This window comes from Streptomyces sp. 2-1, from assembly GCF_048564895.1.
Classification (GTDB): domain Bacteria; phylum Actinomycetota; class Actinomycetes; order Streptomycetales; family Streptomycetaceae; genus Streptomyces; species Streptomyces phaeochromogenes.
This window is the reverse complement of the sequence record NZ_CP183383.1, coordinates 7,852,659-7,875,970: the sequence shown is the minus strand read 5'-3', so window position 1 is coordinate 7,875,970 and position 23,312 is coordinate 7,852,659. Positions and strand designations below refer to the sequence as shown.

The 23,312-nt window shown below is 70.0% G+C and carries 15 protein-coding genes; 5 read left to right on the top strand and 10 right to left on the bottom strand.

Translation table 11 applies throughout. From position 1 onward, the window contains the following. Window positions 1-58: 58 nt before the first annotated feature. Entirely contained in the window at window positions 59-1,066 is a 1,008-nt protein-coding gene (locus ACN20J_RS34730; protein ID WP_360763496.1) for a LacI family DNA-binding transcriptional regulator, read from the top strand. A gap of 116 nt (window positions 1,067-1,182) precedes the next feature. Next, a complete protein-coding gene (locus tag ACN20J_RS34725) occupies window positions 1,183-3,279 on the top strand; it encodes a TIM-barrel domain-containing protein (protein ID WP_419667534.1) in 2,097 nt (698 codons plus the stop codon). Window positions 3,280-3,312: 33 nt separating this feature from the next. On the opposite strand, the gene ACN20J_RS34720 is transcribed toward ACN20J_RS34725, so the two are convergent. Together ACN20J_RS34720 and ACN20J_RS34715 are read right to left on the bottom strand one after the other, a co-directional pair. After that, complete coding sequence (locus tag ACN20J_RS34720) at window positions 3,313-4,239, bottom strand: LLM class F420-dependent oxidoreductase (protein ID WP_419669010.1); 927 nt, start codon at window positions 4,237-4,239, stop codon at window positions 3,313-3,315. Between the two features lie 8 nt (window positions 4,240-4,247). Next, entirely contained in the window at window positions 4,248-5,018 is a 771-nt protein-coding gene (locus ACN20J_RS34715) for an ABC transporter ATP-binding protein (RefSeq protein ID WP_419667533.1), read from the bottom strand. A 175-nt stretch (window positions 5,019-5,193) separates the two neighbouring features. Here ACN20J_RS34715 and ACN20J_RS34710 point away from each other — a divergent pair, with 175 nt between their 5' ends. Further along, the gene (locus tag ACN20J_RS34710) at window positions 5,194-6,231 is read left to right on the top strand and encodes an ABC transporter substrate-binding protein (protein WP_190232445.1); all 1,038 of its coding nucleotides are present in this window, start codon (window positions 5,194-5,196) and stop codon (window positions 6,229-6,231) included. 16 nt (window positions 6,232-6,247) lie between these two features. After that, complete coding sequence (locus ACN20J_RS34705; protein ID WP_189845218.1) at window positions 6,248-7,000, top strand: ABC transporter permease; 753 nt, start codon at window positions 6,248-6,250, stop codon at window positions 6,998-7,000. 120 nt (window positions 7,001-7,120) lie between these two features. Here ACN20J_RS34705 and ACN20J_RS34700 read toward each other — a convergent pair whose 3' ends face one another. The 7 genes from ACN20J_RS34700 to ACN20J_RS34670 all read right to left on the bottom strand — a co-directional run bounded on the left by ACN20J_RS34700 (window position 7,121) and on the right by ACN20J_RS34670 (window position 18,306). Then, window positions 7,121-7,834, bottom strand: a complete 714-nt coding sequence (locus ACN20J_RS34700) for a glycoside hydrolase family 12 protein (protein ID WP_189845186.1) — start codon at window positions 7,832-7,834, stop codon at window positions 7,121-7,123. Window positions 7,835-7,884: 50 nt separating this feature from the next. Then, window positions 7,885-10,164, bottom strand: coding sequence for a glycosyl hydrolase family 95 catalytic domain-containing protein (locus tag ACN20J_RS34695; protein ID WP_419667532.1), 2,280 nt, complete (start codon window positions 10,162-10,164; stop codon window positions 7,885-7,887). Beyond that, window positions 10,161-12,173: a beta-galactosidase gene (locus tag ACN20J_RS34690; RefSeq protein WP_419667531.1), complete on the bottom strand. Its 2,013-nt coding sequence runs from the start codon at window positions 12,171-12,173 to the stop codon at window positions 10,161-10,163. The genes ACN20J_RS34695 and ACN20J_RS34690 overlap by 4 nt, the downstream gene beginning before the upstream one ends. Beyond that, complete coding sequence (locus tag ACN20J_RS34685) at window positions 12,170-14,395, bottom strand: 1,4-beta-glucanase (protein ID WP_419667530.1); 2,226 nt, start codon at window positions 14,393-14,395, stop codon at window positions 12,170-12,172. Before ACN20J_RS34685 ends, ACN20J_RS34690 begins: the two co-directional genes overlap by 4 nt. A 182-nt stretch (window positions 14,396-14,577) precedes the next feature. Then, window positions 14,578-15,528 (bottom strand): carbohydrate ABC transporter permease, encoded by a 951-nt coding sequence (locus ACN20J_RS34680; protein WP_189845182.1) that lies wholly within the window; start codon window positions 15,526-15,528, stop codon window positions 14,578-14,580. Then, window positions 15,525-16,619, bottom strand: coding sequence for an ABC transporter permease (locus ACN20J_RS34675; RefSeq protein ID WP_189845181.1), 1,095 nt, complete (start codon window positions 16,617-16,619; stop codon window positions 15,525-15,527). The genes ACN20J_RS34680 and ACN20J_RS34675 overlap by 4 nt, the downstream gene beginning before the upstream one ends. Before the next feature lie 4 nt (window positions 16,620-16,623). After that, window positions 16,624-18,306 (bottom strand): extracellular solute-binding protein, encoded by a 1,683-nt coding sequence (locus tag ACN20J_RS34670; protein ID WP_055618536.1) that lies wholly within the window; start codon window positions 18,304-18,306, stop codon window positions 16,624-16,626. Between the two features lie 384 nt (window positions 18,307-18,690). On the opposite strand from ACN20J_RS34670, the gene ACN20J_RS34665 reads away from it, so the two are divergent. Next, window positions 18,691-21,615, top strand: coding sequence for a glycoside hydrolase family 3 C-terminal domain-containing protein (locus ACN20J_RS34665; RefSeq protein ID WP_419667529.1), 2,925 nt, complete (start codon window positions 18,691-18,693; stop codon window positions 21,613-21,615). An 80-nt stretch (window positions 21,616-21,695) separates the two neighbouring features. Here ACN20J_RS34665 and ACN20J_RS34660 read toward each other — a convergent pair whose 3' ends face one another. Continuing rightward, on the bottom strand, window positions 21,696-23,141 hold the full coding sequence (locus ACN20J_RS34660) for an aldehyde dehydrogenase family protein (RefSeq protein WP_419667528.1): 1,446 nt from the start codon (window positions 23,139-23,141) through the stop codon (window positions 21,696-21,698). Between the last annotated feature and the right edge of the window lie 171 nt (window positions 23,142-23,312).

The following is a 23,312-nucleotide window of genomic DNA, read 5'->3' as shown; positions in this document are numbered from 1 at the left end:
CCCGCCTTATCCGCAACGCGCACTGTCGAAGCGCTTCACACAATGCTTGGAGAGCTGGATGGTCACCCTCGCCGAGGTCGCCCAGCACGCCGGAGTCTCGGCGAGCACGGTGAGCTATGTCCTCAGCGGCAAGCGGTCCATCTCCGCGGGTACCCGCGAGCGGGTCGAGCAGAGCATCCAGCAGCTCGGGTACCACCCCAACGCGGGAGCCCGGGCACTGGCAAGCAGCCGGTCCAACATCATCGCGCTGATGATCCCGCTCCGTACGGACATGTACGTACCCGTGATGATGGAGATCGCCATCGCCGTGGCGACCTCGGCCCGCACCCACGGGTACGACGTGCTGCTGCTGACCGGCGAGGAGGGTCCCGACGCCGTGCGCCGGGTCACCGGCAGCGGGCTCGCCGACGCGATGATCCTGATGGACGTCGAGCTCGACGACGAGCGGCTGCCGCTGCTGCGCGGCACGGACCAGCCGTCCGTCCTCATCGGTCTGCCCGCCGACACCAGCGGCCTGACCTGCGTCGATCTCGACTTCGGTGCGACGGGCGCGCTGTGCGCCGAGCATCTCGCGATGCTCGGTCACCGTGACATCGCTGTCATCGGCGAGGCGCCCGCGGTCTACGAACGGCACACGGGCTTCGCCGAGCGCACGCTCGACGGACTCCGGTCACGGTCACGGGAGTTGGGCCTGCGCGTGCTGCACCGCCCGTGCGAGGGCGGCTACGACGCGATGTCGCTGACCCTGTCCCGGATCTTCGACGAGCGCCCGGGCACCACCGGCTTCGTCGTGCAGAACGAGTCCGCGGTCGAGCCGCTGCTCGCGCTGCTGCGCCAGCAGGGCCGGGCCATCCCCGAGGACGTGTCGGTGATCGCGATCTGCCCGGACCAGGTCGCCACCCAGGCCTCGGTGCGGCTGACCTCGGTCGCCATCCCCGCACAGGAGATGGGCCGGCACGCCGTGGAGCATCTGATCGCCAAGCTCGAAGGGCACGGCAAGGACGAAGTCGTGCTTCTCGCACCCGAGTTGACGGTACGGGCCAGCACGGGCCCGGCCGCTTCCTGAACCACCCGCCCAACCACCCCGCGCCTCCTGGGCGTCGGGGCGTCCCAACCTGTCCCGGTCCGCCGGAGCCGCGTCACCGGGTCCTGTCGCCACTCCTTCCTTCAGGAGCACCCCACGTGAATCAGCCTGCCGAAAACCAGCCCGGACAGCCCGGACAGCAGGGTCCGTCCGACAACCCAGGACAGCCCGGCCAGGGGTCCGCCAGCCTCACCCAGTCCTCCCCCACCGTCGGCACGTTCCGCGAACGCGACGGCGCCCTGGAGTGGAGCGGCCGACAGGAGACCGTACGCATCGAGCCGTGGGGCCCCGACGCGGTCCGGGTCCGGGCCAGGCTCGGCGGGCCGGTCCTGGAGGGGCTGCCGGGGGCGCTGCTCGACGAGGCGCCCGCGACCGAGGCCTCCGTCAAGATCGAGGACGGGCACGGGCAGTTGACCGTCGGCGCGCTGACCGTCGAGGTCGACGCCGAGGGCCTCGTCCGCTTCCTCCGCACCGACGACTCCGCGGAACTCCTCACCGAGGAGCGCGCCCACTTCTGGTGGCCGGGACCGCGCCTCTACACCCCCGTCGGCAACGGTCACCACCGGCTGGAGCAGCGCTTCGCCGCGTACGAGGGCGAGAAGCTGTACGGCCTGGGCCAGCACCAGCACGGGCTGTTCGACCAGAAGGGCGCCGTCCTCGACCTGGTCCAGCGCAACGCCGAGGTGACCATCCCGGTGCTCACCTCCAGCCGCGGCTACACCCTGCTGTGGAACAGCCCGGCGATCGGCCGCGTCGAGCTCGCGGGCAACGGCACGCGCTGGGTGGCGGACTCGGCCCGGCAGATCGACTACTGGATCACCGCAGGGCAGCCGGCCGACGCGCAGCGCCGCTACAGCGCGGCGACCGGCCGTACACCGATGCTGCCCGAGTGGGCGGCGGGCTTCTGGCAGTGCAAGCTGCGCTACCGCACCCAGGACGAACTCCTCGGCGTGGCAAGGGAGTACAAGCGCCGGGGCCTGCCCATCGACGCGATCGTCTGCGACTTCTTCCACTGGACGCACCTGGGCGACTGGAAGTTCGACCCGGCGGAGTGGCCGGACCCGGCGGCGATGCAGCGGGAGCTTCAGGAGCTCGGCATCAAGCTGGTCGTGTCCGTCTGGCCGTCCGTCTCCCCGCTCTCCGAGAACCACCAACTCATGGAGCAGCGGGGCCACTTCATCGGCACGCAGTACGGCCCGATGGCGCATGCCGACTGGCCGGACAAGGAGGTCGCCTCCACGGTCCAGGTCGCCTTCTACGACGCGACGAACCCCGAGGCGCGCGACTTCCTGTGGTCACGGATCAAGGAGAACTACCTTGACCCGTACGGGATCACGGCCTTCTGGCTCGACGCCTGCGAGCCGGAGCTGAAGCCGGGCTTCCAGGAGAACCTGCGCTACTGGGCGGGCCCGGGCCTCGAAGTCGGCAACATGTACCCGAGCGAGAACGCCCGCACCTTCTACGAGGGCATGGTCGCGGCCGGCGAGACCGAGATCGTCACCCTCAACCGCTCGGCGTGGGCGGGCAGTCAGCGCTACGGCGCCGCCCTGTGGTCCGGCGACATCGGCACGGACTTCGCCACCCTGCGACGCCAGATAGCCGCGGGCCTCAACACCTCGCTGTCCGGCATCCCCTGGTGGAACACCGACATCGGCGGCTTCCACGGCGGCGACCCGGACGACCCGGCGTACCGCGAGGTGATGATCCGCTGGTTCCAGTTCGGCGCGCTCTCCCCGCTGATGCGGCTGCACGGCTTCCGGGACCCGGGCATGCCGCTCGGCCCGGACATGACCGGCGGCCCGAACGAGGTCTGGTCGTACGGCGAGGAGGCCGCCACGATCATGGAGAAGTACCTCCGGCTGCGTGAGCGCCTGAAGCCGTACGTGCTCGACGTGATGCGGGCCGCGCACGAGGAGGGGCTGCCGGTGATGCGGCCGCTGTTCCTGGAGTTCCCGGACGACCAGGCGACCTGGTCGGTGGCCGACTCGTATCTCTTCGGCCCGGATCTGCTGGTCGCGCCCGTCCTGACGGCGGGGGCGAGCGTGCGGACGGCCTATCTCCCGGCCGGGGCGCGGTGGACGGACGCCTGGACGGGAACCTCGTACGAGGGCGGTACGAACGTCACGGTGGACGCCCCACTGGACCGGATACCGCTCTTCCTGCGGGACGGGGCGGATCTCCCGGTCGCCGAGTAACAGCCCTACCTCTCAAGGGAGTTGCAAGCGATCTCAAGAGAGCAGAGGCGCGACCTCGGCCGCCAGCAGGTCCAGGTGGTCGAGGTCGGAGAGGTCGCGCAGGCGTACGTACACGCGGGAGGCCCCGAGGTCGGCGTACTGGCCGAGTACGTCGACGATCTTCCCCGGAGGGCCGTGCAGCGGTTCCTCCGGGGGGAGGCGGGACGGCTCGTGCAGCAGAGCGAGGCGGGTGTCGATCTCGGCTTCGGTGCGGCCGGAGGCGATGCCGAGGCACACCGAGAGGATCAGGGGAGGTCCGCCGACCGCCTCCCTGGCTGCCCGCGCGCCCGCGAAGAGATCGGCGCTCTGCCCGGGCGAAGTGAAGGGCAGGTTGAACTCGTCGGCGTACCGGGCGGCCAGCCCCGGTGTGCGGCGGGGACCTCGGCCGCCCACGATGATCGGCACTCCCGGCCGCTGGACCGGCTTCGGCAGGGCGGGCGAGTCGGTCAGGCGGTAGTGGCGGCCCTGGTACGAGAAGCGTTCGCCGGGCGGGGTGGCCCACAGTCCCGTGACGATCTGGAGCTGTTCCTCCATCCGCTCGAAGCGTTCGGCGGGTGGCGGGAACGGGATGCCGTACGCGCTGTGGTCGAGGGCGAACCAACCGGCGCCCAGGCCGAGTTCGACCCTGCCGCCGCTCATCGCGTCGACCTGCGCGACGGTGACCGCGAGCGGGCCGGGGTGCCGGAAGGTGGCCGAGGTCATGAGGGTGCCGAGGCGGATCCGCGAGGTCTCGCGGGCCAGACCGGCGAGGGTGGTCCAGGCGTCGGTCGGGCCCGGCAGCGCGTCGGTGTAGTGCATCGGGTGGTAGTGGTCGGCGACGAAGAAGCCCTCGAAGCCGCACTCCTCCGCGTGCCGGGCGGCACGTGCCAGTTCGTCGTACGTGGCCCCGTGGTACGGCTCGGTGAACAGGCGCAGCTCCATCTCCCCGCTCACACTCCCGTCATGTGGCTGGCCAGCAACAGGTCGTGCAACTCGGCTCGGCAGCGGGCGAGTTCGGTGGCGTGTGCGTCGTGGCCCAGGGAGCGGGGGCGGGGTACCGGGACGTCGAGGACCGTACGGACCTGGCCGGGGCGGGGGCTGAGCACCACGACCCGGTCGGTGAGCAGGACCGCCTCCTCGATGGAGTGGGTGACGAGGACGACCGTGGCGGCGTACTCCATGTGCACACGCTGCAGCACCTCGCACAACTCCTCGCGGGTCAGGGCGTCCAGGGCCGAGAAGGGCTCGTCCATCAGCATCACGCGCGGACGCTGGATCAGTGAGCGGCACAGCGCCACGCGTTGCTGCATGCCGCCGGACAGCTCGTGCGGCAGGCGCTTGTGGAAGGGGACGTCCAGGCCGACGGTGCACAGCAACTTCCGTGCGGCTTCCCGGTGTTCGGGGCGCGGGCGGCCGTGGACCTGGAGGGGCAGCAGGACGTTGTCGAGCACCGACCGCCAGGGGAGCAGGGCCGGGCGCTGGAAGAGGATGGCGACGTCCCGGCGCGGTTCCCGCACGGGCTCGTCGGCGATCCGCACCTCGCCCGAGGAGGCCGGGAGCAGTCCGGCGATCACCCTCAGCAGGGTGGACTTGCCGCAGCCGGAGCGGCCCAGGACCGCCACGAACTCACCGTCCCCGACGTCCAGTTCGATGCCGCGCAGGGCTTCCACGGTTCCCCTGCGGCCGTTGAAGCTCTTCGACACGCCGCGCACTCGGATCACGGACTGCCCTCCATCACCGGTCCACCCTGAGCGGTAGCAATATCGGTAGCGGTAGCGGTACGGCCGAGGATAGGGCGGCGCAATCCGTGATCAGCCACCTCAGTCGATGTTTGTTACATGACAACCAGGTCTGCGGTATCGACAACTTCCGCCTCAACAGCTCCACTTGAGAGCCATGAGACGGAATACGCGGTTACCCGCCGCGCTCCTGGCTGTCCTGCTGACGGCGGCACTCTCCACGGCCTGCGGCTCCGACGACGACAACAAGGGCAAGGCCGGGTCCTCCGGCGGTTCCGCGCCCGACAAGGTCACCTACATCACCGGTTTCGGCACCTTCGGGCGCGAGGCGTACGCCTATGTCGCCCAGGACAAGGGCTACTTCAGCGACGCGGGCGTCTCGGTCACCATCCAGCCGGGGCAGGGCAGCGCCATCAGCCTGGCCGCGCTGGCCGGCGGGCGGGCACAGTTCGCGCCCGTCGACCTCAGCAGCACGATCATGCAGGTCGGCAGCGGCAAGGTATCCGGCGTGACGGCGGTCGCGGCCGTCCACCAGACCACGGACGCGGCCGTGATGGCGCTGGCCGACAGCGGCATCAGCAAGCCCTCCGACCTGGAGGGAAAGAAGATCGCGGACCCGGCCGGGTCGGTCATCGGGGCCCTCTTCCCGGCGTACGCGAAGCTCGCCGGATTCGACGCCGACAAGGTCGACTTCGTCAACCTCGAACCCCAGCAGCTCGGGGTCAACCTCGCGGCGGGCAAGGTCGACGCGGTCGGCCAGTACCGGGTGGGCCGCCCGAACATCGAGAACGCCGTCAAGGGCAAGGACGTCGTGGTCCTGCCGTTCGGCAAGTTCCTCACCGAGAGCTACGGCTCGGCCGTCACGACCACCACGAAGATCGCCGAGTCGGACCCGGACCTGGTCAGACGCTTCACATCGGCGCTGCTCAAGGGCATGCGCTACGCGATCGACCACCCGGAGGAAGCGGCCTCGGTGCTGGCGAAGAAGCACCCGACCGTCAACGAGAAGGCCGCCGCCGCGGAGATCGAGCTGCTCGGCGAGGCCGTACAGCCCAAGAAGGACGGGGCGCCGATCGGCACGATGGACCGGGAGCGGGTGGCCGGGGCGATCAAGGCGCTGGTGGACGCCGGGGCGGTCAAGTCCGGTGTGACGCCCGAGCAGTTGGTCTCCTTCGACCTGGTGCCGAAGTCCTGAGGTGCTCAGGCGGGTGATGGAGTTCGGCTGGCCCGTGCTCGGGCTGGCCGCGGCCATCGGCACCTGGGCACTCGCCGTGGTCGTGTTCGACGTACCGGAGATCGTCCTGCCGTCACCCGCGGACGTGCTGGACGCCTTCCTCCGCGTGCCCGGCTATCTGCTGGGCGAGGCGGTCACCACGCTCGTCGTCATCGTGCTGGGCTTCGCGCTGGCCGTGGCGGCGGGGCTGGTGATCGGGGTGGCGATCGCGGCGTCGCGGATCGTGGAGCTGATGTTCTCGCCGCTCCTGGTGGCGTTCAACGCGGTGCCCAAGGTGGCGCTGGCCCCGCTGCTGGTGGTGTGGATGGGGTTCGGGCAGCAGCCGAAGGTCGTCATGGCGCTGCTCGTCTGCTTCTTCCCCGTCGTGCTGTCGGTGGCGGGCGGGCTCACGTCGACGCCGGTCGAACTCGTCGAGCTGGCGCGGTCGTTGCGCGCGTCGCGCACCCAGACGTTCCTCCGGTTCCGCTTCCCGAGCGCGCTGCCGCAGATCTTCGTCGGACTGAAGGTCGCCATGCCGCTGTCGGCCGTCGGCGCGGTCATCGGCGAGTTCAGCGCCGGCGACGAGGGGCTCGGCTTCGTCGTCGTGCAGTCCGGGGCGAACTCCGACACCGCGCTGGCTTTCGCCGCGATCGCCCTGCTCGGGGTGATGAGCGTGGCGCTGTTCTACGCGCTGGTGCTCGCGGAACGGATGCTGCTGCCCTGGGTGCGGGAGACGACATCGCAGCGGTAGGCGTACAAGCGGTAGGCGTACGGATGGGCGCAGCCCGGGCCGGCCCCGCGTGGGGGACGGCGCCGACCCGGGCGTACGGTCACCTGCCGGTGACGGTGGCAATACCGATGACGGCGGGGCTCAACTGCTGGAGACGGTCAGGTTGTTGGTGGCGAAGTCCAGGCCGCCGGACGACGAGGTGATCTCGAAGCCGAACTGCACGTCTCCGATGGTCTCGTTGCCCATCCAGCCCTTGGTGTCCTTGATCCACTTGAGGATCGGCAGGACGTTGACGGTCCCGGAGTTCGAGTCCGAGGTGCGCAGGAATGAGAAGACCTCGTTGGCGCCGTTGTTGCCCTTGTAGACGGTCCAGGTGTGGCCGCCCAGGGTCACGTTGCCCTGCGAGGTGCCCAACGGGCCGACAGCTCCGTTGTAGTTGACCCAGAGCATGATCTCGTAGTCGTAGTCCGTGTCCCAGATGTCGTACGAGGTGTTGTACGCGCCCGAGGACGGCACGGTGACGTTGTAGCTGCTGCTGAGCGAACCGAGCGAGGTGATCGTCTTGTTGACCACCTTCTTGGAGTTCGGGTACGACTTGATGCCGCCGGTGTTGGGGTGGTTGGCCCAGACACCCCAGTTGGTACCGGAGTTGGCCCAGATGCACTGGCTGCCGGCGCCGGAGCCCCAGATGTTGTTGTAGAGCGTGTAGCCGTTGAGACTGGTGTTGCCCCACTGGTCGCAGGAGTTCCAGACGGCCGCCGAGGCGGGGGCGGAGGCGAGGCCGATGGTGGCGCCGAGCGCGAGCGCCGGGGCCAGGAGTGCTTTGGTGATCCGGGTCAGCGTGCGTGTTGCCATGGTGTCCCTTCCATGGGTGGGGGGGTGTGGGGGATCGATCTGCGGTGGATCTACCGCGGCCCCAGGGTGAGGACGCGGTCTTCTCCGGCGCGCAGGTGGAGCGGTCGCGCTCCGGAGGAAGTCCTGAGGTCGACGCGGTGGGTGCGGGTGGGCCGTACCACCGCACGGACTCCCGCCGGGCTCCAGCCGATGTCGACCTCGGCGCCGAACCTCGTTCGTACGCCCCGGAGTTCGCCCTCCGGGAACGCGGCGGGCAGGGCGGGCAGGAGGACCAGCCGGTCGGGGGTCGACTGGATCAGCGACTCGACGATCACGGCGGGGAGGGTGTGGGCGGCGTCCGCGTTGTAGACGTGACGGCGGGGGTAGTGCGCGCTCATGAGGGAGGCGTGGAAGAAGTCGCCCTCCAGCACCTGGCCGAGCGCGTGCGCGACCCGCTCGCCGTCGCGCAGGCGGGCCGCGACGAGCGCGTGGTGCAGATGCCCGTGCGCGGAGTCGTTCTCGGCACCCCTCAGTTCGAGGGCCCGGTGCGCGGCGGCGGCCAGATCCGGGGTGTCGTACGGGTTGATCTCGTCGAGCGGCCACACGCCGTACAGATGGCTGAGGTGCCGGTGGTCGTACGTGTCGTCGAGGCCGGGCCACGCCCACTCGGCGAGCGCTCCGTCGTCGTTGACGCGATGCGGGGGCAGCCGCTCGGCGAGCGCACGCCAGCGGTCGGCGTCCGGTCCCGGGTGGTACGCGGCGGCCGTGAGCAGGGCGTGCCGGGCCGCCGAGAGGTCCATGGCGGCGTTGATCGCGCCCCAGCTCGCGTTCGCCGGGCGGTTCTCGGGCGAGTAGGAGGGGACGATGACGAGCCGGCCGTGATCGTCGGTCCGGCTGAGGAAGTCCTCGTAGAACAGGGCGAGTTCGGCGAGCGCTGCCGCCAGCCGGGTGTCATGCTCCCCGCGTGTCTCGTCGTGGTCGACGAGCGGTTTGAGCAGCCAGTCGGCGCCCGCCGTCCACAGGTGCAGCGGGTATTCGCGGCTGAAGTGGTACGTGTGCCCGGACTCGCCGTCGGTGTGCGGTGGGGCGACGATGCCACGCGTGCCGAAGACGGCCCGGGCGTTGTCCCGCCAGTCCGGCAACTGACCGTGGATCAGGGCCGCGTGGGCCTCGACGACCTCGGGCAGCGCGCCCGCGACGGCCGACGCGGTCTGCAGATTGAGGTTGGCGTCCGTGGTGAACGCCCCAGACCATGCCGTGTCCCAGTCGCCGGTCCACAACCCCGTGAGCCTCGGCGGCAGCATCCCGGCGGCGGACAACAGGTGGTAGCGGCCGGCCGCGAAGAGCCGTTCGAGCAGTGCGGGGCTCTTGGGCCGCTTCAGCAACTCCGAGCCGGACAGGGCGCGTTCGGCGTCGTCCGCGTCGAGGGTGAGGGAGACGCGGTGGTACGCGGTGCGGTGGAGGTCCAGGTGACGCTCAAGGAGGCTGCCGTACGACTCCTCGCCGACCCCGCCGTCCGGCAGCAGCTCGCGCAGAGCCTGCACCTCCGCCACGGTGTCCAGTTCCCCGGTGTGCCGCCGCACCCGGGTCAGCAGCAGGACCGACTCGGCCCCGACCACACGGATGCCGGGCGGGGTCAGCGTCGTACGGCCGCCGGTGACCACGGCCAGCGTCACTCCGGTGTACGCGCGGTCGCTGCCGGGATAGCGGGCGCTCAGGGTGAGCACGGCGCCCTCGGGGGTGAGGATCACCCCGTCGCTGACCCCGAGCCCCTCGGGGGCACCGGGGAGCCGGTGGTCCAGCCCGATGTCCGCGGCGAGGCCGGGCGAGGTCACGTACTGGACGATCACGTCGTCCGCGCGCGAAACGAAGACGCGGCTGCTCCAGCCCGTGCAGGCCGCCTCGGCGACGCCCGTGGTGAAGTCGACCGAGCGGCGGTAACCGCGCTCCCCGTCGGCGGGCCGACGTAGCCGCACCTGGAAAGCGGGATGGAAGGGCTGCACCCACTGCAGCGGACGCCCGTCGGTGAACTCCTCGGCCGCGGTCAGGTCCCCGGCGAGTAACCGGTCCTGGAGCTGCGGCAGTTGGGCGGCCAGCTCCGGGGGGCCGGCCTGCTCGCCGCCGTTGGGGCGGACCAGGGTGTGATGCGTGACGATCACACGGTCGTCGTTCGGATCGCCGAACACCATGGCACCGTGACGGCCGTTGCCACTGAGGAAGGCGTCCTCCCAGCGGGCGGCCGGGCGAGGCTCCCAGGTGCCGTGCGGCGAGGACGAAGATGCGGGTGACGGTGACGAGGGTGCGGGTGACGAGGGCGCGAGTGAGGGTGAAGGCGATGATTCGGCGCTCACGGCGAGAGCACCGCCGCTCCGAGGCGCGCCAACTCCACTGATCCCGTGACCTGTTGACCGGTGAGCAGGTCCCGATGCGACCCCGGCACCTGGACGGTGACCGTCTCGCGCCCGTGGTTGAGCACGAAGAGCAGGTCTCCCCGGCGGATGGCCTCGACCTGCGGGGGCAGCCCGTCGAGCACCGGCCGTACGCCCGCGCCGGAGGCCACGCCTGCCAACAGATCGCGCAGCGCGGCGGGTTCGGGCAGCGTGGAGACGTACCAGGCACGCTCCTTGCGCAACACCGCCGGGAGGCCGTCGAGTTCGCCGCCCTTGTAGCGGGCCTCCGCGACCGCGTCCGCCCCGGCCTCGATCTCCTCGGACCACAACGTGCCCCGGAATCCGTCGCATTCGGCGGTCTCGTCCGCGTCGAGCGGCCACCACTCGTGCAGGGTGCGGATGCCGAAGAGCTCGCGCAGCCGCTCGTCCATGCCGCCGGGCCGTACGCGGTCGTCCTCGTCGGCGACACCGGTGAGGAAGCCGCTGACGAGGGTGCCGCCGCCTCGTACGTACGCGACGAGGTTGTCGATCGCCGCGTCGGTGAGCAGGTAGAGCTGGGGCACGACGACCAGCCGGTAGGCGGACAGGTCGTGCTCCGGGTGCGCGAAGTCGGTGGTGATGTGGGCCTCCCACAGGGCGCGGTGCCAGGCGCGCACGACCTGCGGATGGTCGACCTCGGAGGAGAGCCGGCCCTCCTGCGCGCCGGCCCACCAGGCGTTCCACTCGTGGAGGATCGCGACATCCGACGACGAGTGACTGCCCGTCACCTCATCGCCTATACGGGCGAGTTCGGCGCCGAGCTGCTTGACCTCCTGGTAGGTGCGGCCCTGCTCCCCCGCATGACTGACCATCCCGGAGTGGAACTTCTCCGCGCCCTGACGGGACTGCCGCCACTGGAAGTAGCAGACGGCGTCGGCGCCCCGGGCGACGGCCTGGAGCGACCACAGGCGGTTGAGGCCGCGTGGCTTGGGGTGGTTGACGCCCCGCCAGTTCACGGGCCCCGCGGCCTGCTCCATCAGCATCCACGGGCCGCGGGCCTGGGAGCGGGTCATGTCCTGGATGAGCGCGCCGTTCTGGGCGCCGAAGGGGTCGCGCGGGTCGGGATAGATGTCGACGGAGACGACGTCCTCCTCCGCCGCCCACTTCCAGGCGTCCTGGCCGACCCACATCGGCATGAAGTTGGTGGTCACCGGGATGTGCGGGGTGTGCCGGCGGACGATGTCCCGCTCGGCGACGTAACACTCCAGGAGCATGTCGGAGGTGTAGCGCTTGAAGTCCAGCACTTGGGTGGGGTTCTTCATGTAGTGCGCGTGCCGCGGCGGCAGGACCTCCTCCCAGTCGCCGTAGCCCTGGCTCCAGAAGGCCGTTCCCCAGGCGGAGTTGAGGGCGTCGAGCGTGCCGTACCTGTCCCGGAGCCAGCGACGGAAGGTGGCGGCTGCCTCGTCGCCCCAGTCGTAGGTGCAGTACTCGTTGTTGATGTGCCACATCGTGAGCGCGGGGTGGCTGCCGTAGCGGGCGGCCAGGTCCTCGGTGATCGCGGCGGCATAGCGGCGGTAGGTGGCGCTGGAGTGCGAGAAGTGCTGGCGACCGCCCCACCACTCGGTGCGGCCGTCCTCGTCACGGGGCAGGGTGTCCGGGTGGAGGCGGCCCATCCAGGGCGGTGGCGAGGTGGTGGGCGTGGCGAGGACGACCCCGATGCCGTTCTCGTGCATCAGGTCCATCAGCCGGTCCAGCCAGCCGAACTCCCGCTCCCCCGGCCGCGGTTCGAGCTTCGCCCACGAGAAGACGCCGAGCGTGACGGAGTTGACGCCGGCCGCCTTCATCAGGCGTACGTCCTCGTGCCAGGTCTCCTCGGGCCACTGCTCGGGGTTGTAGTCGCCGCCGAAGAGGATGCGGCCGCGGGTGGCGTCGGCGAGGCCGGGAGGGCCTGGGATCGGGGGCGAGGCCGGGTTCGGGTTCGGGTTGCTCATCGGACGGGCTCCCCGTACTGGATGCCGCGCCCGTTGGTCGCCAGATACACCCGGCCGTACACGCGCGGGTCACCGACTATGACCTCGCCGGTCCAGCCCCACTGGTGGGCGTCGTCGTTGATCCGCGTCCAGGTCTTCGCCTCGTCGTCGGAGCGGTAGACGGCGGTGATGGTGTCCGTCGAGCCGACCTGGTAGATCGCGGGGTAGTCGGCGCCGTCGGCGGCCCTGCCGAAACCGAGCGTGTACGAGGCCCAGCAGCTGGCCACCTTCGAGAAGCTCACGCCGCCGTCGGTGGACCGGTAGAGCCCGTTCCACTTGACGGAGAGCCACAGGTCACCGCTCCGCCCGGGCGCGGCGACGAGCTTGAACTGGGCGTCCCCGGAGGGCAGTCCATCCGCACGGGCAGTGAAGGAACGGCCACTGTCAGTGCTGGCAAGTAGCGTTCCTGTGTCGGTGTCGTATGCGTAGAAGAGCGCCGGGTCGGCCGGGTCGGCGACCGGCGTGGCGCCCTTCGGGAAGGAGGAGATCTCTGACCAGGTCGTGCCGTTGTCGGTGGACCGGTGGGCTGCGTACTTCGTGCCGTCCCAGTGCACGAAGGACCACAGCAGCGCGCTGCCGTCGGCGTTGGTGGCGATCGGCCCCGGTGCGTCCTTGGCGATGTCGGGCTGGGCCTCGAAGGGCGCCCAGGTCTGGCCTCCGTCGTTCGAGTAGGCGCCGTTGCCGTTGTCGCCCCAGCCCGCCCGGACCACGTACGACGGCCTGGCCGCGGCCTGCGCGAGTCCCGTCGCCGACCCGGACACTGGGTTCGTCGCCATGCCGCGCGCCGGCGACGCCGTGAGCCGCTCGTGGTACATGACGCCGATGTCCCCGAGCCCGCTCAGAAGGTGCGCCTCCCCGACCGGGGGCGAGATCAGCTGGCGCACGGACGCCTCCTCCAGACCCCGGATCTGCGGCGCCCAGCGCTTCAGGTCACGGGTCCCGTAGAGCGTCGCCCCGGTCCCGTACACGATGTGCTTCGAGTCGTACGGGTCCACGGCCAGCGCCTGGATCCACCAGCCGAACTTCGGCTTGTCGTCGCCCCACTTGAGGTAAGGAGTCTCGGACACGTCGAACACAGCAGCGTCCTTGAGGGACGTCCAGGTACGGCCGCCGTTCGTGGTGCGGTAGACGGTGTCGACGTCGGCCCAGCGGTTGTTGGTGGAGACGGCGAGGGTGCCCGGGCGGCGGGCGTCCACGGCGACTCCGCCGTACCCGAAGGTGTCGGCGGACCCGTCGCCAGTGGTGCCGCCGGGCTTCACCGGTGTCACGTCGGCCCACTTGCCGGTCGCGGTGCGCAGCTTGTGCACGCTGCCGTCGGACTGGCCGTTGGGTCCCGGCGCGTTGGCGTAGGTCACGTACAGCTCGCGGGTGTGCGTGTCGTACGCGGCACGGATCGGCACCTTGGCAGCGGTACCGGACGGCTGCCCGGGAACGGCTTCCCACGCCGTCCCGTCGGCCGTGCGGTACAGGTTCGCCGTGCCCGAGGTGCCGTCACCGTCACCCCACCCGGCGTAGACGGCCCGCCCGACGGCGACGAGGAACACGACGCCCTGCCCGGAAGCGCTCGGCTTCGTCGGAAAGCCGCTCGCCGCCGCCCAAGTGGCCCCGCGGTCGGTGGACTTCAGCAACCCGTCGTGCCGTGTCCCCAGCCACAGCGTGTCACTGTCCCGCGGATCGACCAGCAGCCGCTCCCCCGCACCCCGCCCGTCCTCGTTGGCCCCGAGCTTCACATCGAGATCGGCCCGGCTCCAGGTCGCACCCCGGTCCTCGGACCGCAGCACGGCACCGTTCCCGGCCCACGACTGCGCGTACGTACCGAGGGCGAGGTAGACCCGCCCGGGATGCGCGGGGTCGACGGCGATCGCCTCCACACCGAGCAGGTTCCAGTCGTCCCACCCGAGGTGATCGGTGAGCGGGGTCCAACGGCCGGCACGGTCGTCCCAGCGGTAGGCACCGCCGATGTCCGTACGGGCGTAGGCGAGACCGCGTACGGAGGGATGGAACAACACCCCGGTGACGAACCCGGTCCCGCCGACAACCACGTTGCGCCACCGATAGGCGGACCCGTCCGCCGCAGGGGCGGCCACCGCCACAGGGCTGACGACCCCGGACACAGCGGTGGCGGCCACGGTGGCAGCGCTCCCGGCAAGGACGGCGCGTCTGCTCAAGCGGGGCGTGCGCATGACATACCTCGTTCTAAGAAAGGGGAAACTTCGAAATGAGGAGTGGACGGGCTCGCTCAAGGGGCGCGGGGAACTGCGCGACCAGGCGACAACCAACCCGCAGCCGACAAACAGCCCAGCAATTCCAAGCCAAACAAAGCCAATCCAAGCCAAGCCAAGCCAAGCCAGAAGGGGGACGCCAGTCACCCCTTGACCGCACCGGTCAGCATGCCCTTCTTGAAGTGCTTCTGGACGAAGGGCGAGAGGAACGCGACGGGCAGCAGGGCCAGCACCATGACCGCCATCTGGACGGCGAGCGCGGAGAGCTGGCCCGTCTTGATGGCCTGGCTCATACCGACCGGAGGCTCTTGCTTCTGGACGAGCTGGATCATGACGTTCTGCAGTGGCATCATTTCCTGGTCGCTCAGGTAGATCGACGCGTTGAACCAGGCGCTCCAGTAGCCGACGGCGTAGAACAGCGTGATCACCGCGATGACGGCACGGGAGAGCGGGAGCACGATCTGCCAGAGGATCCGCCAGTCCCCCGCCCCGTCGATCCGCGCGCTGTCGGTGAGTTCCGGCGAGATGCTCATGAAGAACGCCCGCAGGACCAGGATGTTGAAGACACTGATCGCGCTCGGCAGGATCAGCGCCAGGTACGTGTCCGTCAGCCCCAGGGACTGCACGAGCAGATACGTGGGGATGAGGCCGGCGCCGAAGAACATCGTCGCGAGCAGGATCATCAGGAACCAGCGGTGCCCGACGGAACCGATGCGGGAGAGCCCGTACGCGGAGAGGATGGACACCGTCATCGAGAACACCGTGCCGACGAGCGTGACGCCCAGGCTGACGAGGGTGGCGCGGGTGACCTGGCCGCCGCTCAGCAGTTCCTGGTAGGCGATGAAGGTGATGCCCTTGGGGATCACCACCAGGCCGCCGGCCTCACTGATGTCCTGTTTCGAGGACAGACTGGTGACGACAACGATCCACAGCGGGAACAGGACGGCGAGGCATGCGATGGACAGGACGATGCCCTTGCTCGCGACCCCTGCCTTGTTGGGCTCCTCCTCCCAGACGGGCCTCGGCGGTGCGGCCCAGCGTCCGGAAGCCTTCGGGCCGGGGGCCTTCGGCCGTTCCTCGGTCACAGCGCTCACTTCTTGTACACCCCCTGCTCGCCCATGAGATGAGCGACCTTGTTCGCGGCGAGGACGAGGCCGAGACTGACCACACCCTTGATCAGGCCCGCCGCCGCCGCGTAACTGAAGTCCTGGTTGCGGACGCCGTTCCACCACACGAAGGTGTCCAGGACTTCTGCCGCGCCCGGCCCCACCGCGTCTCGCTGCAGCAGGATCTGTTCGAAGCCGACCGTGAGCGCGTCACCGACACGCAGCACCAGGAGAAGGGCTATCACCGGCCGCAGCGCGGGCAGCGTGACGTGCCACATCCGGCGCCACCGGCCGGCCCCGTCCATGGCCGAGGCCTCGTACAGGTCGGGACTGACGGAGGCCAGCGCCGCGAGGAAGACGATGATTCCCCAGCCGGCGTCCTTCCAGACGCCCTCCGCCGTCACCAGGAACTTGAAGATCCCCGGGTCGGTCATGAGGTCGAAACCCTCGTAGCCGTGCTGGCGCAGGGTCTGCGCGATGATGCCGGCGCCACCGAAGATCTGTTGGAAGACGGTGATGACCAGCACCCAGGAGAAGAAGTGCGGCAGGTAGAGGATCGCCTGCGACACCGCCCGCACCCGTGGCCTGATGACGCTGTTGATGAGCAGCGCCAGCACGATCGGGATCGGGAAGAAGAGCAGCAGTTGGAGTGAGAACAGGACGAAGGTGTTCTGGACGGCCTCCCAGAACTTCGAGTCCTCGAAGATCCGCGAGAACTGGTCGAAGCCGACCCAGGGGCTGTGGAAGATGGCGACGAAGCCGTTGTCGCTGATGTACGGGTCGTACTCCTGGAAGGCGACGACGTTGCCCAGGATCGGTATGTAGTTGAAGACCAGGACCAGCAGGACGGCCGGCAGGGTCATCAGGATCAGCGTGCGGTCCCGCTTGAGGCGGGTCCTGAGGGTGCCGCCGTTCGCGGCCTTCTTCAGGGCCTTCTTCTCGGCTCTGGAGACCCCGGAGGGCTTCGCGGGCTTGGCGGCCCTGGTGGATCCGCCCCCTCCGGCGGGGGGTTCGACGGCGTCGTCCGCCGTCGACGGCGCGGTGCGCGCGGCGGCGCCCGGAGTGGTGCTGTGTGCCACCTCGTCACCCCTGCGCGGATCCGCTGTCGTCCAGCAGCTTCTTGTACCAGTCGCGCAGCTTGTCGCCGCCCTGGCTCTTCCACTCCGACACCGCCTGCTGCATGTCGCTGACCTTCTTGCGGCCGCGGACGACGCTGTCCTCCAGGTCCTCGAAGTCGTTGGAGAGGCTGGTGTAGCGGGCCGGTTCGGTGACCTGGAGCCCGTAGAAGGAGGACTTCTTGGTGAAGGCGCCCATCCGCTGCTGCCACTCCACCTGCTCCTTCGCGATCTCCGCGAAGTCGGGGTGCGCGATGGTCGGGGCGGGGCTCGCCAGCATGACGAAGGCGTTCAGGACCTCCTGGTTGCCCTTGTCGTTCTTGGTGGGAACGCCGTCCTTGACGGTGTAGTGCGTGCCCTCCACCCCGTAGTTGGTGAGCATGTACTCCTTGGTGCCGTACGGGGCCGCGGTGACGTTCGCGGCGGCCAGCACGTCGTGGATCACGGCCTTGGACGCCTTCTTGTTGATGAAGGCGAAGATGCCCGCGGGCGATGCGGCCCACAGCTGGGGGTCGCCCCCGTCATGGCCGAAGATGTCCATGCCGGCGATGCGGAAGTCCTTGTTCTGGGTGGCCTGTTCGGCCATCTTGCCCCACCAGTCCGTGATGTTCTGGTTGTACATCATGACCTGGCCGTCGGTGAAACGCTGCCCCGCGTTGCCCTGGTTCGCCGCCCTGGCGTCGGGGTGGACGACGCCCGCCGCGTACAGCTTGCGCGTCCACTCGAGCGATTCGAGGTACTCGTCGGTCTCGACCCGGTAGATCAGCTTGCCGTCAACGAGGTTCCAGCCGAGCGACTTCTCGCTTCCGGACAGCACGCCGAAGAAGTTGAAGGCGCTCCACTTCATGTCGTCGCAGGCCCACACCTTCGCCTTGGCGTTGGTGATCTCCTTGGCGAGGGCCAGGAACTCGTCGGCGGTGGTGGGGAGTTCGTACCCCTCCTTGTCGAAGACGTCCTTGCGGTAGAAGGGCACGATGCCCACGACGGTGGGGGCGGGCTGGGGCAGGCCGCGCAGCTTGCCGCCGAAGATGGAGTACTGCCAGGCGTCGGTCGGGATGGCCGCGAGGTTCGGGTACTCCTTGACCTTGTCGCCCGACAGGTACGGGCCGAGGTCCGCCATCTTGCTGATGATGGCGCTGGGTATCTTGCCACCCATGTTCCAGCTGGGGATCACCACGACGTCCGGCATGTCACTGGAGGCGAGAACCGCGCCCAGCTTCTCGTCGTACGTGTTGCCGTCCTGGTTCTGCCAGACGACGTTGGCGCCGATCGTCGTGTTCATCGTCGAGTAGTAGGGATTGCTGCCCTTCGGCGGCGTGCCCCAGAACGGCGACATGATCTTGATGGTGCTGCCCTTGCCGAGCTTCTGCGGCACCGAGGTCTTCAGGTCACCCAGGACCAGCTTGCTGGTGAAACCGAGGGCGGAGCCGTTCTTCGACGCGATGTCCGGCGTCACCACGTTCTGCGCCACGAAGGCGGGAAGGATCTTCTGCGCGTCCTTGCCCGAGGTCGTGCCGTCCTTGGAGCCGCCGCCGGACCCGCCGCAGGCGGCCAGCAGCGGCATCCCGCCGGCCACGGCGGCGGCAGCGACCGCCGTCGAGCCGAGGAAACTTCTCCGACTGGGAGCGGAAGTGGCGGAGTTCGGCGTCATTGCGTCAACCCTTCATGGCGCACAGCAGGACACCCGGCGGTGGGGCCGTCGGCTGCGGTGTCTGAGTGGAACTGGCTGAGCTGAAACGGACCTCGGAGGTATGCGCACCCTCCGGGGGCGACATCTTCGACTATCGACGAGAGTCGAAGCGCTTCGATGTTGCTGCGAGGTTAAGTGAACACCTGGGGGTGCACAAGAGCCGATTCCAACATTCCTCGGAGGTATAAAGGTCTGAACCGGTCGCTTCCGGCCCTTGGGATGGCGGTGAGGATTCGGAGTTGTTGCATCGGGGTGTCTTGACACCCACCCCGGAGTCGAATGAGCATCGAAGCGCTTCGAAAGTCCTTCACCGTTCGCCCGCACCTTCCACAGAGGGATCCTCGCGTGACCGCTCAAACGCCGCCTTTCCGCGACTCGCAGCTGCCGTTCGCGAAGCGCATCGACGATCTTCTGTCGCGGCTCACCCTGGAGGAACGGGTCGCGATGCTGCACCAGTTCGGGCCCGCGGTGGAGCGGCTCGGCGTCGCCGCGTTCCGCACCGGCCAGGAGGCGCTGCACGGGGTGGCCTGGATGGGCCCGGCGACGGTGTTCCCACAGGCGGTCGGCCTCGGCGCGACCTGGAACGACGAGCTCGTACGCCGGGTCGGCGAGGCGGTCTCCACCGAGACCCGCGCGATGCGCTCGCGCGACGACCGCGTCGGCCTCAACGTCTGGGCGCCCACGGTCAACCTCCTGCGCCACCCCCTGTGGGGCCGCAACGAGGAGGGCTACTCCGAGGACCCGAAGCTGACCTCGGCCATCGCCACCGCCTACACCCGGGGCCTGCGCGGCGACCACCCCGCGTACTGGCGGACGGCCCCGGTCCTCAAGCACTGGCTCGCGCACAACAACGAGACGGACCGGGCGACCGCGTCGAGTTCCGTCCGCCCGCGTGTGCTGCACGAGTACGACCTGCGCGCCTTCCGCGAGACGGTCGAGGCGGGCACGGTGGCCGGCGTGATGCCCGCGTACAACCTGGTCAACGGCCGCCCCAACCACGTCTCGCCGTATCTGCGCGAGCAGTTGCGCACCTGGACGGACCAGGACCTCCTGGTCTGCTCGGACGCGGGCGCGCCCTCGAACCTGGTCGACTCCGAGCACTACTTCGACACGCACGAGGAGGCCACGGCCGCCTCTCTGATCGCCGGCGTCGACAGTTTCACGGACCACGGCACGGACAGCACGCAGATCGTCGAACGCCTCCAAGGAGCCCTGGACCAGGGCCTGTTGACCGAGTCCGACATCGACGCGGCGGTCCGCCGCCAGCTCGCGATCCGCTTCCGCCTCGGCGAGTTCGACCCGCGCCTGGACCCGTACGCGGACACGAAGGACTTCGACACTCCCGCGCACCGGTCCCTCGCGCGGGAAGCCGCGGAACAGGCGATCGTCCTCCTCAAGAACGACGGCCTGCTCCCCCTCACCGGGCAGGACACCCGCATCGCGGTGGTGGGCCTCCTCGCCGACGAGTGCAAGCTCGACTGGTACAGCGGCACCCTCATCCACCGCTCCACCCCGCTCGAAGGCCTCTACGAACGCTTCGGCGCCGACCGCGTGGACTTCGCCGAGGGCGTGGACCGCGTACGCATCAAGACCTCCGCCGGTACGTATCTGAGCGTGCCGCCGGCGGACGACGCGACCGACGAGGTCCGCGGCGCCGAGGGTGCGCTGGACCCGGCCCTCCTCGCGGGCCGCACGGACCTGCCCCCGCTCACCACCGACACCACGGGCACCGAGCTCGCGCTGATCGACTGGGGCGGGGGCGTCCTCACCCTGCGCGCCCCCGACGGCCGCTATCTCTCGGTCGCCGAGGACGGCTTCGTACGCGCCTCCGCCGACCAGCCCGGCGGCTGGGTCGTCCAGGAGACCTTCCGCCTGGAGCCTCACGAATCCCATGGATCCGATGAATCTCAGAAGTCCCACGAATCCCATGGTTCCCATGCGGGCGGTCACCTCCTGAAGCACATCGGTACGGGTCGCTACGTCTCTGTGACCGCCGACGGCGTAAAGGTTGCCGATCAGAACCCGGAAATCCTCGAACTGGAGATCACGGAACGCGGCGAGGACACGGTGGCCCGCACGGCCGCCGCGGCCGACGTGGTCCTCGTGGTCGCGGGCAACGACCCGCACATCAACGGCCGCGAGACGGAGGACCGTACGACCCTCGCCCTCCCCGCCCACCAGCAGCGCCTCCTGGAGGCGGCCCGCGCCGCGAACCCCCGCACGGCCCTGGTGATCACGTCCTCCTACCCGTACGCGACCGACCCCGCGGACCTCCCCGCCGTCCTCTGGACGGCCCACGGCGGCCAGGCGGCCGGCACGGCCCTGGCCCGCGTCCTGGCGGGCGACGTCTCACCGGCCGGCCGACTCCCCCAGACCTGGTACGCCTCGGACGCGGACCTCCCCGACCTCCTCGACTACGACGTGATCGGCAGCCGCCAGACCTACCTGTACTTCGAGGGCACCCCGCTCTTCCCCTTCGGCCACGGCCTGTCGTACGCGTCCTTCGAGTACGGGAACCTCGTGGCCCACGTGGGCGAGAACTCCGTGCACGTCACCTTCACGGTCACCAACACGGGCAGCACACCGGCCGACGAGGTGGCCCAGCTCTATTCCCGCGCCGTGACCCCGTCGGTCTCCCGCCCCCGCCGTGAACTGCTGGCCCACCGCCGAATCCACGTACTCCCCGGCGCCTCCACCGAGCTGGCCTTCGAACTCCCGCTCTCCGCCTTCGAGTTCTGGGACGTGGTCCACGGCATCCGGCGCGTCGAGCCGGGCCGGTACGAACTCCTCGTGTGCGCGTCCAGCGAGGACGTCCGTCTGCGCGCGACGATCGAACTGGACGGCACGCCCATCACCCCGCGTCCGGTCCTCGAACTCGGCCTGAACGCGGCCGACTTCGACGAGCAGCGGGGTGCGGAGATCGTCGACCGTACGAAGGTGTCGGGCGACGCGGTGACACCCGCGCAGGGGAATCACGGGAGCCAGGGAAGCCAGGAGAGCCTGGGGAACACCGCCGAACTGGTCTACCGCGGCTGCGACTTCGGCCCGGCGACCGGGACCGTCGCCGTCACCTTCGAAGTGTCGGGCGAGGGCTCACTCGAACTGGCCCTGGACGGCGGCCCGGTGACCGCCCGGCTGGATGTCCCGGCCACGCGGGGACCGTACGACTACACCACCGTCGCCGTCCCGTTCAGCGCCACCGAGGTCCACGACCTGCACATCGGGCTGCGCGGCCCGGTGCGGCTGGCGCACGTCGGCTTCTCCGGCTGAGGGTCCGGAGGAGGTACGGCGACGGCCGGAGTCCCCGCACAGCGGACTCCGGCCGTCGCCCGACGCCTCGGCGCCCGATCTCAGAGAGCGAGTCCCGTGAGGACGAGCACGCGCTCGTACGTGTAGTCGTCCATCGCGAACTTCACGCCTTCACGCCCGACCCCGGACTGCTTCACGCCGCCGTAGGGCATCTGGTCGGCGCGGTAGGACGGCACGTCACCGACCACTACCCCGCCCACTTCCAGCGCGCGGTGGGCGCGGAAGGCGGTCTGCAGGTCGTGGGTGAACACGCCTGCCTGCAGCCCGTACTTGGACTCGTTGACGGCGGCGAAGGCGGCCGCCTCCCCCTCCACCTTCTGCACGGTGAGGACGGGCCCGAAGACCTCCTCGCAGGAGAGGGTCACGTCGGCCGGCACATCGGCCAGCACGGTCGGCTCGTACGAGGCACCGTCGCGCTTGCCGCCCGCGAGCAGCTTGGCGCCGGCGTTCACGGCCTCGTCGACCCACGTCTCGACGCGCTTGGCGGCGTCCTCGCTCACCAGCGGCCCGACGTCGGTGGCGTCGTCCGCCGGATCGCCGGTGACCTGCGCCTCGACGGCGGCCACCACGCGGGGCAGCAGCCGGTCGTACACGGACGCGTCCGCGATCACCCGCTGTACGGAGATGCAGGACTGTCCGCCCTGGTAGTTGGAGAAGGTGGCGATCCGCGAGGCCGCCCAGTCGAGGTCCTTGTCGCTCGCCCAGTCGGCGAGGACGACGGCCGCGCCGTTGCCGCCCAGTTCGAGGGTGAGGTGCTTGCGCGGTACGGAGTCCATGATCGCGTAGCCGACCTTGTCGGACCCCGTGAACGAGATGACGGGCAGCCGCTCGTCCTGTACGAGGGCGGGCATCTTGTCGTTGGCGACGGGCAGCACGGACCAGGACCCGGCCGGCAGGTCCGTCTCGGCCAGCAGCTCGCCGATGAGCAGCCCGGAGAGGGGGGTCGCGGGAGCGGGCTTGAGGATGATCGGGGCGCCCGCGGCGATGGCGGGGGCGATCTTGTGGGCGCAGAGGTTCAGCGGGAAGTTGAACGGCGCGATGCCGAGGACGACGCCCTTCGGGAAGCGGCGGGTGAGGGCGAGGCGCCCCTGGCCGCCGGCGTCGGTGTCGAGCCGCTGGGCCTCGCCGCCGTTGAACCGGCGGGCCTCCTCGGCCGCGAACCGGAACACGGACACGGCCCGGCCGACCTCGCCGCGGGCCCACTTGACCGGCTTGCCGTTCTCGGCGGAGATGAGCCGGGCGATCTCCTCGGTCCGCTCCGCCAGGCGGCGGCTGACGTGGTCGAGGGCGGCGGCGCGTACGTGGGCGGGGGTGGCGGCGAACTCGTCCCGTACGGCGTACGCGGCGGCCACGGCCTCCTCGACCTGGGCGTCGGTCGGTACGGAGACCTTGCCTACGGGGTGGCCGTCCCACGGGGAGGTGACGTCGAAGGTGGACTCGCCTGTGGCCTGGCGGCCGGCGAGCCAGAAGGCGTGGGTGGAGGTCATGTGCGAGTCCGGGCCCTTCCGCGTTCGGGGGATTTCTTGGTCTTTCCCGACCACGGTAGGCCCGCGATCCCTCGACGGCGCCTGTCCGAGTCGTAGCACTCCCGTGCCGGGGTGCGCCGCTTTGGCCTAGTCCCGGATTTGTTCTCGCCCCCGCCGCCCCTACCCGTCCCA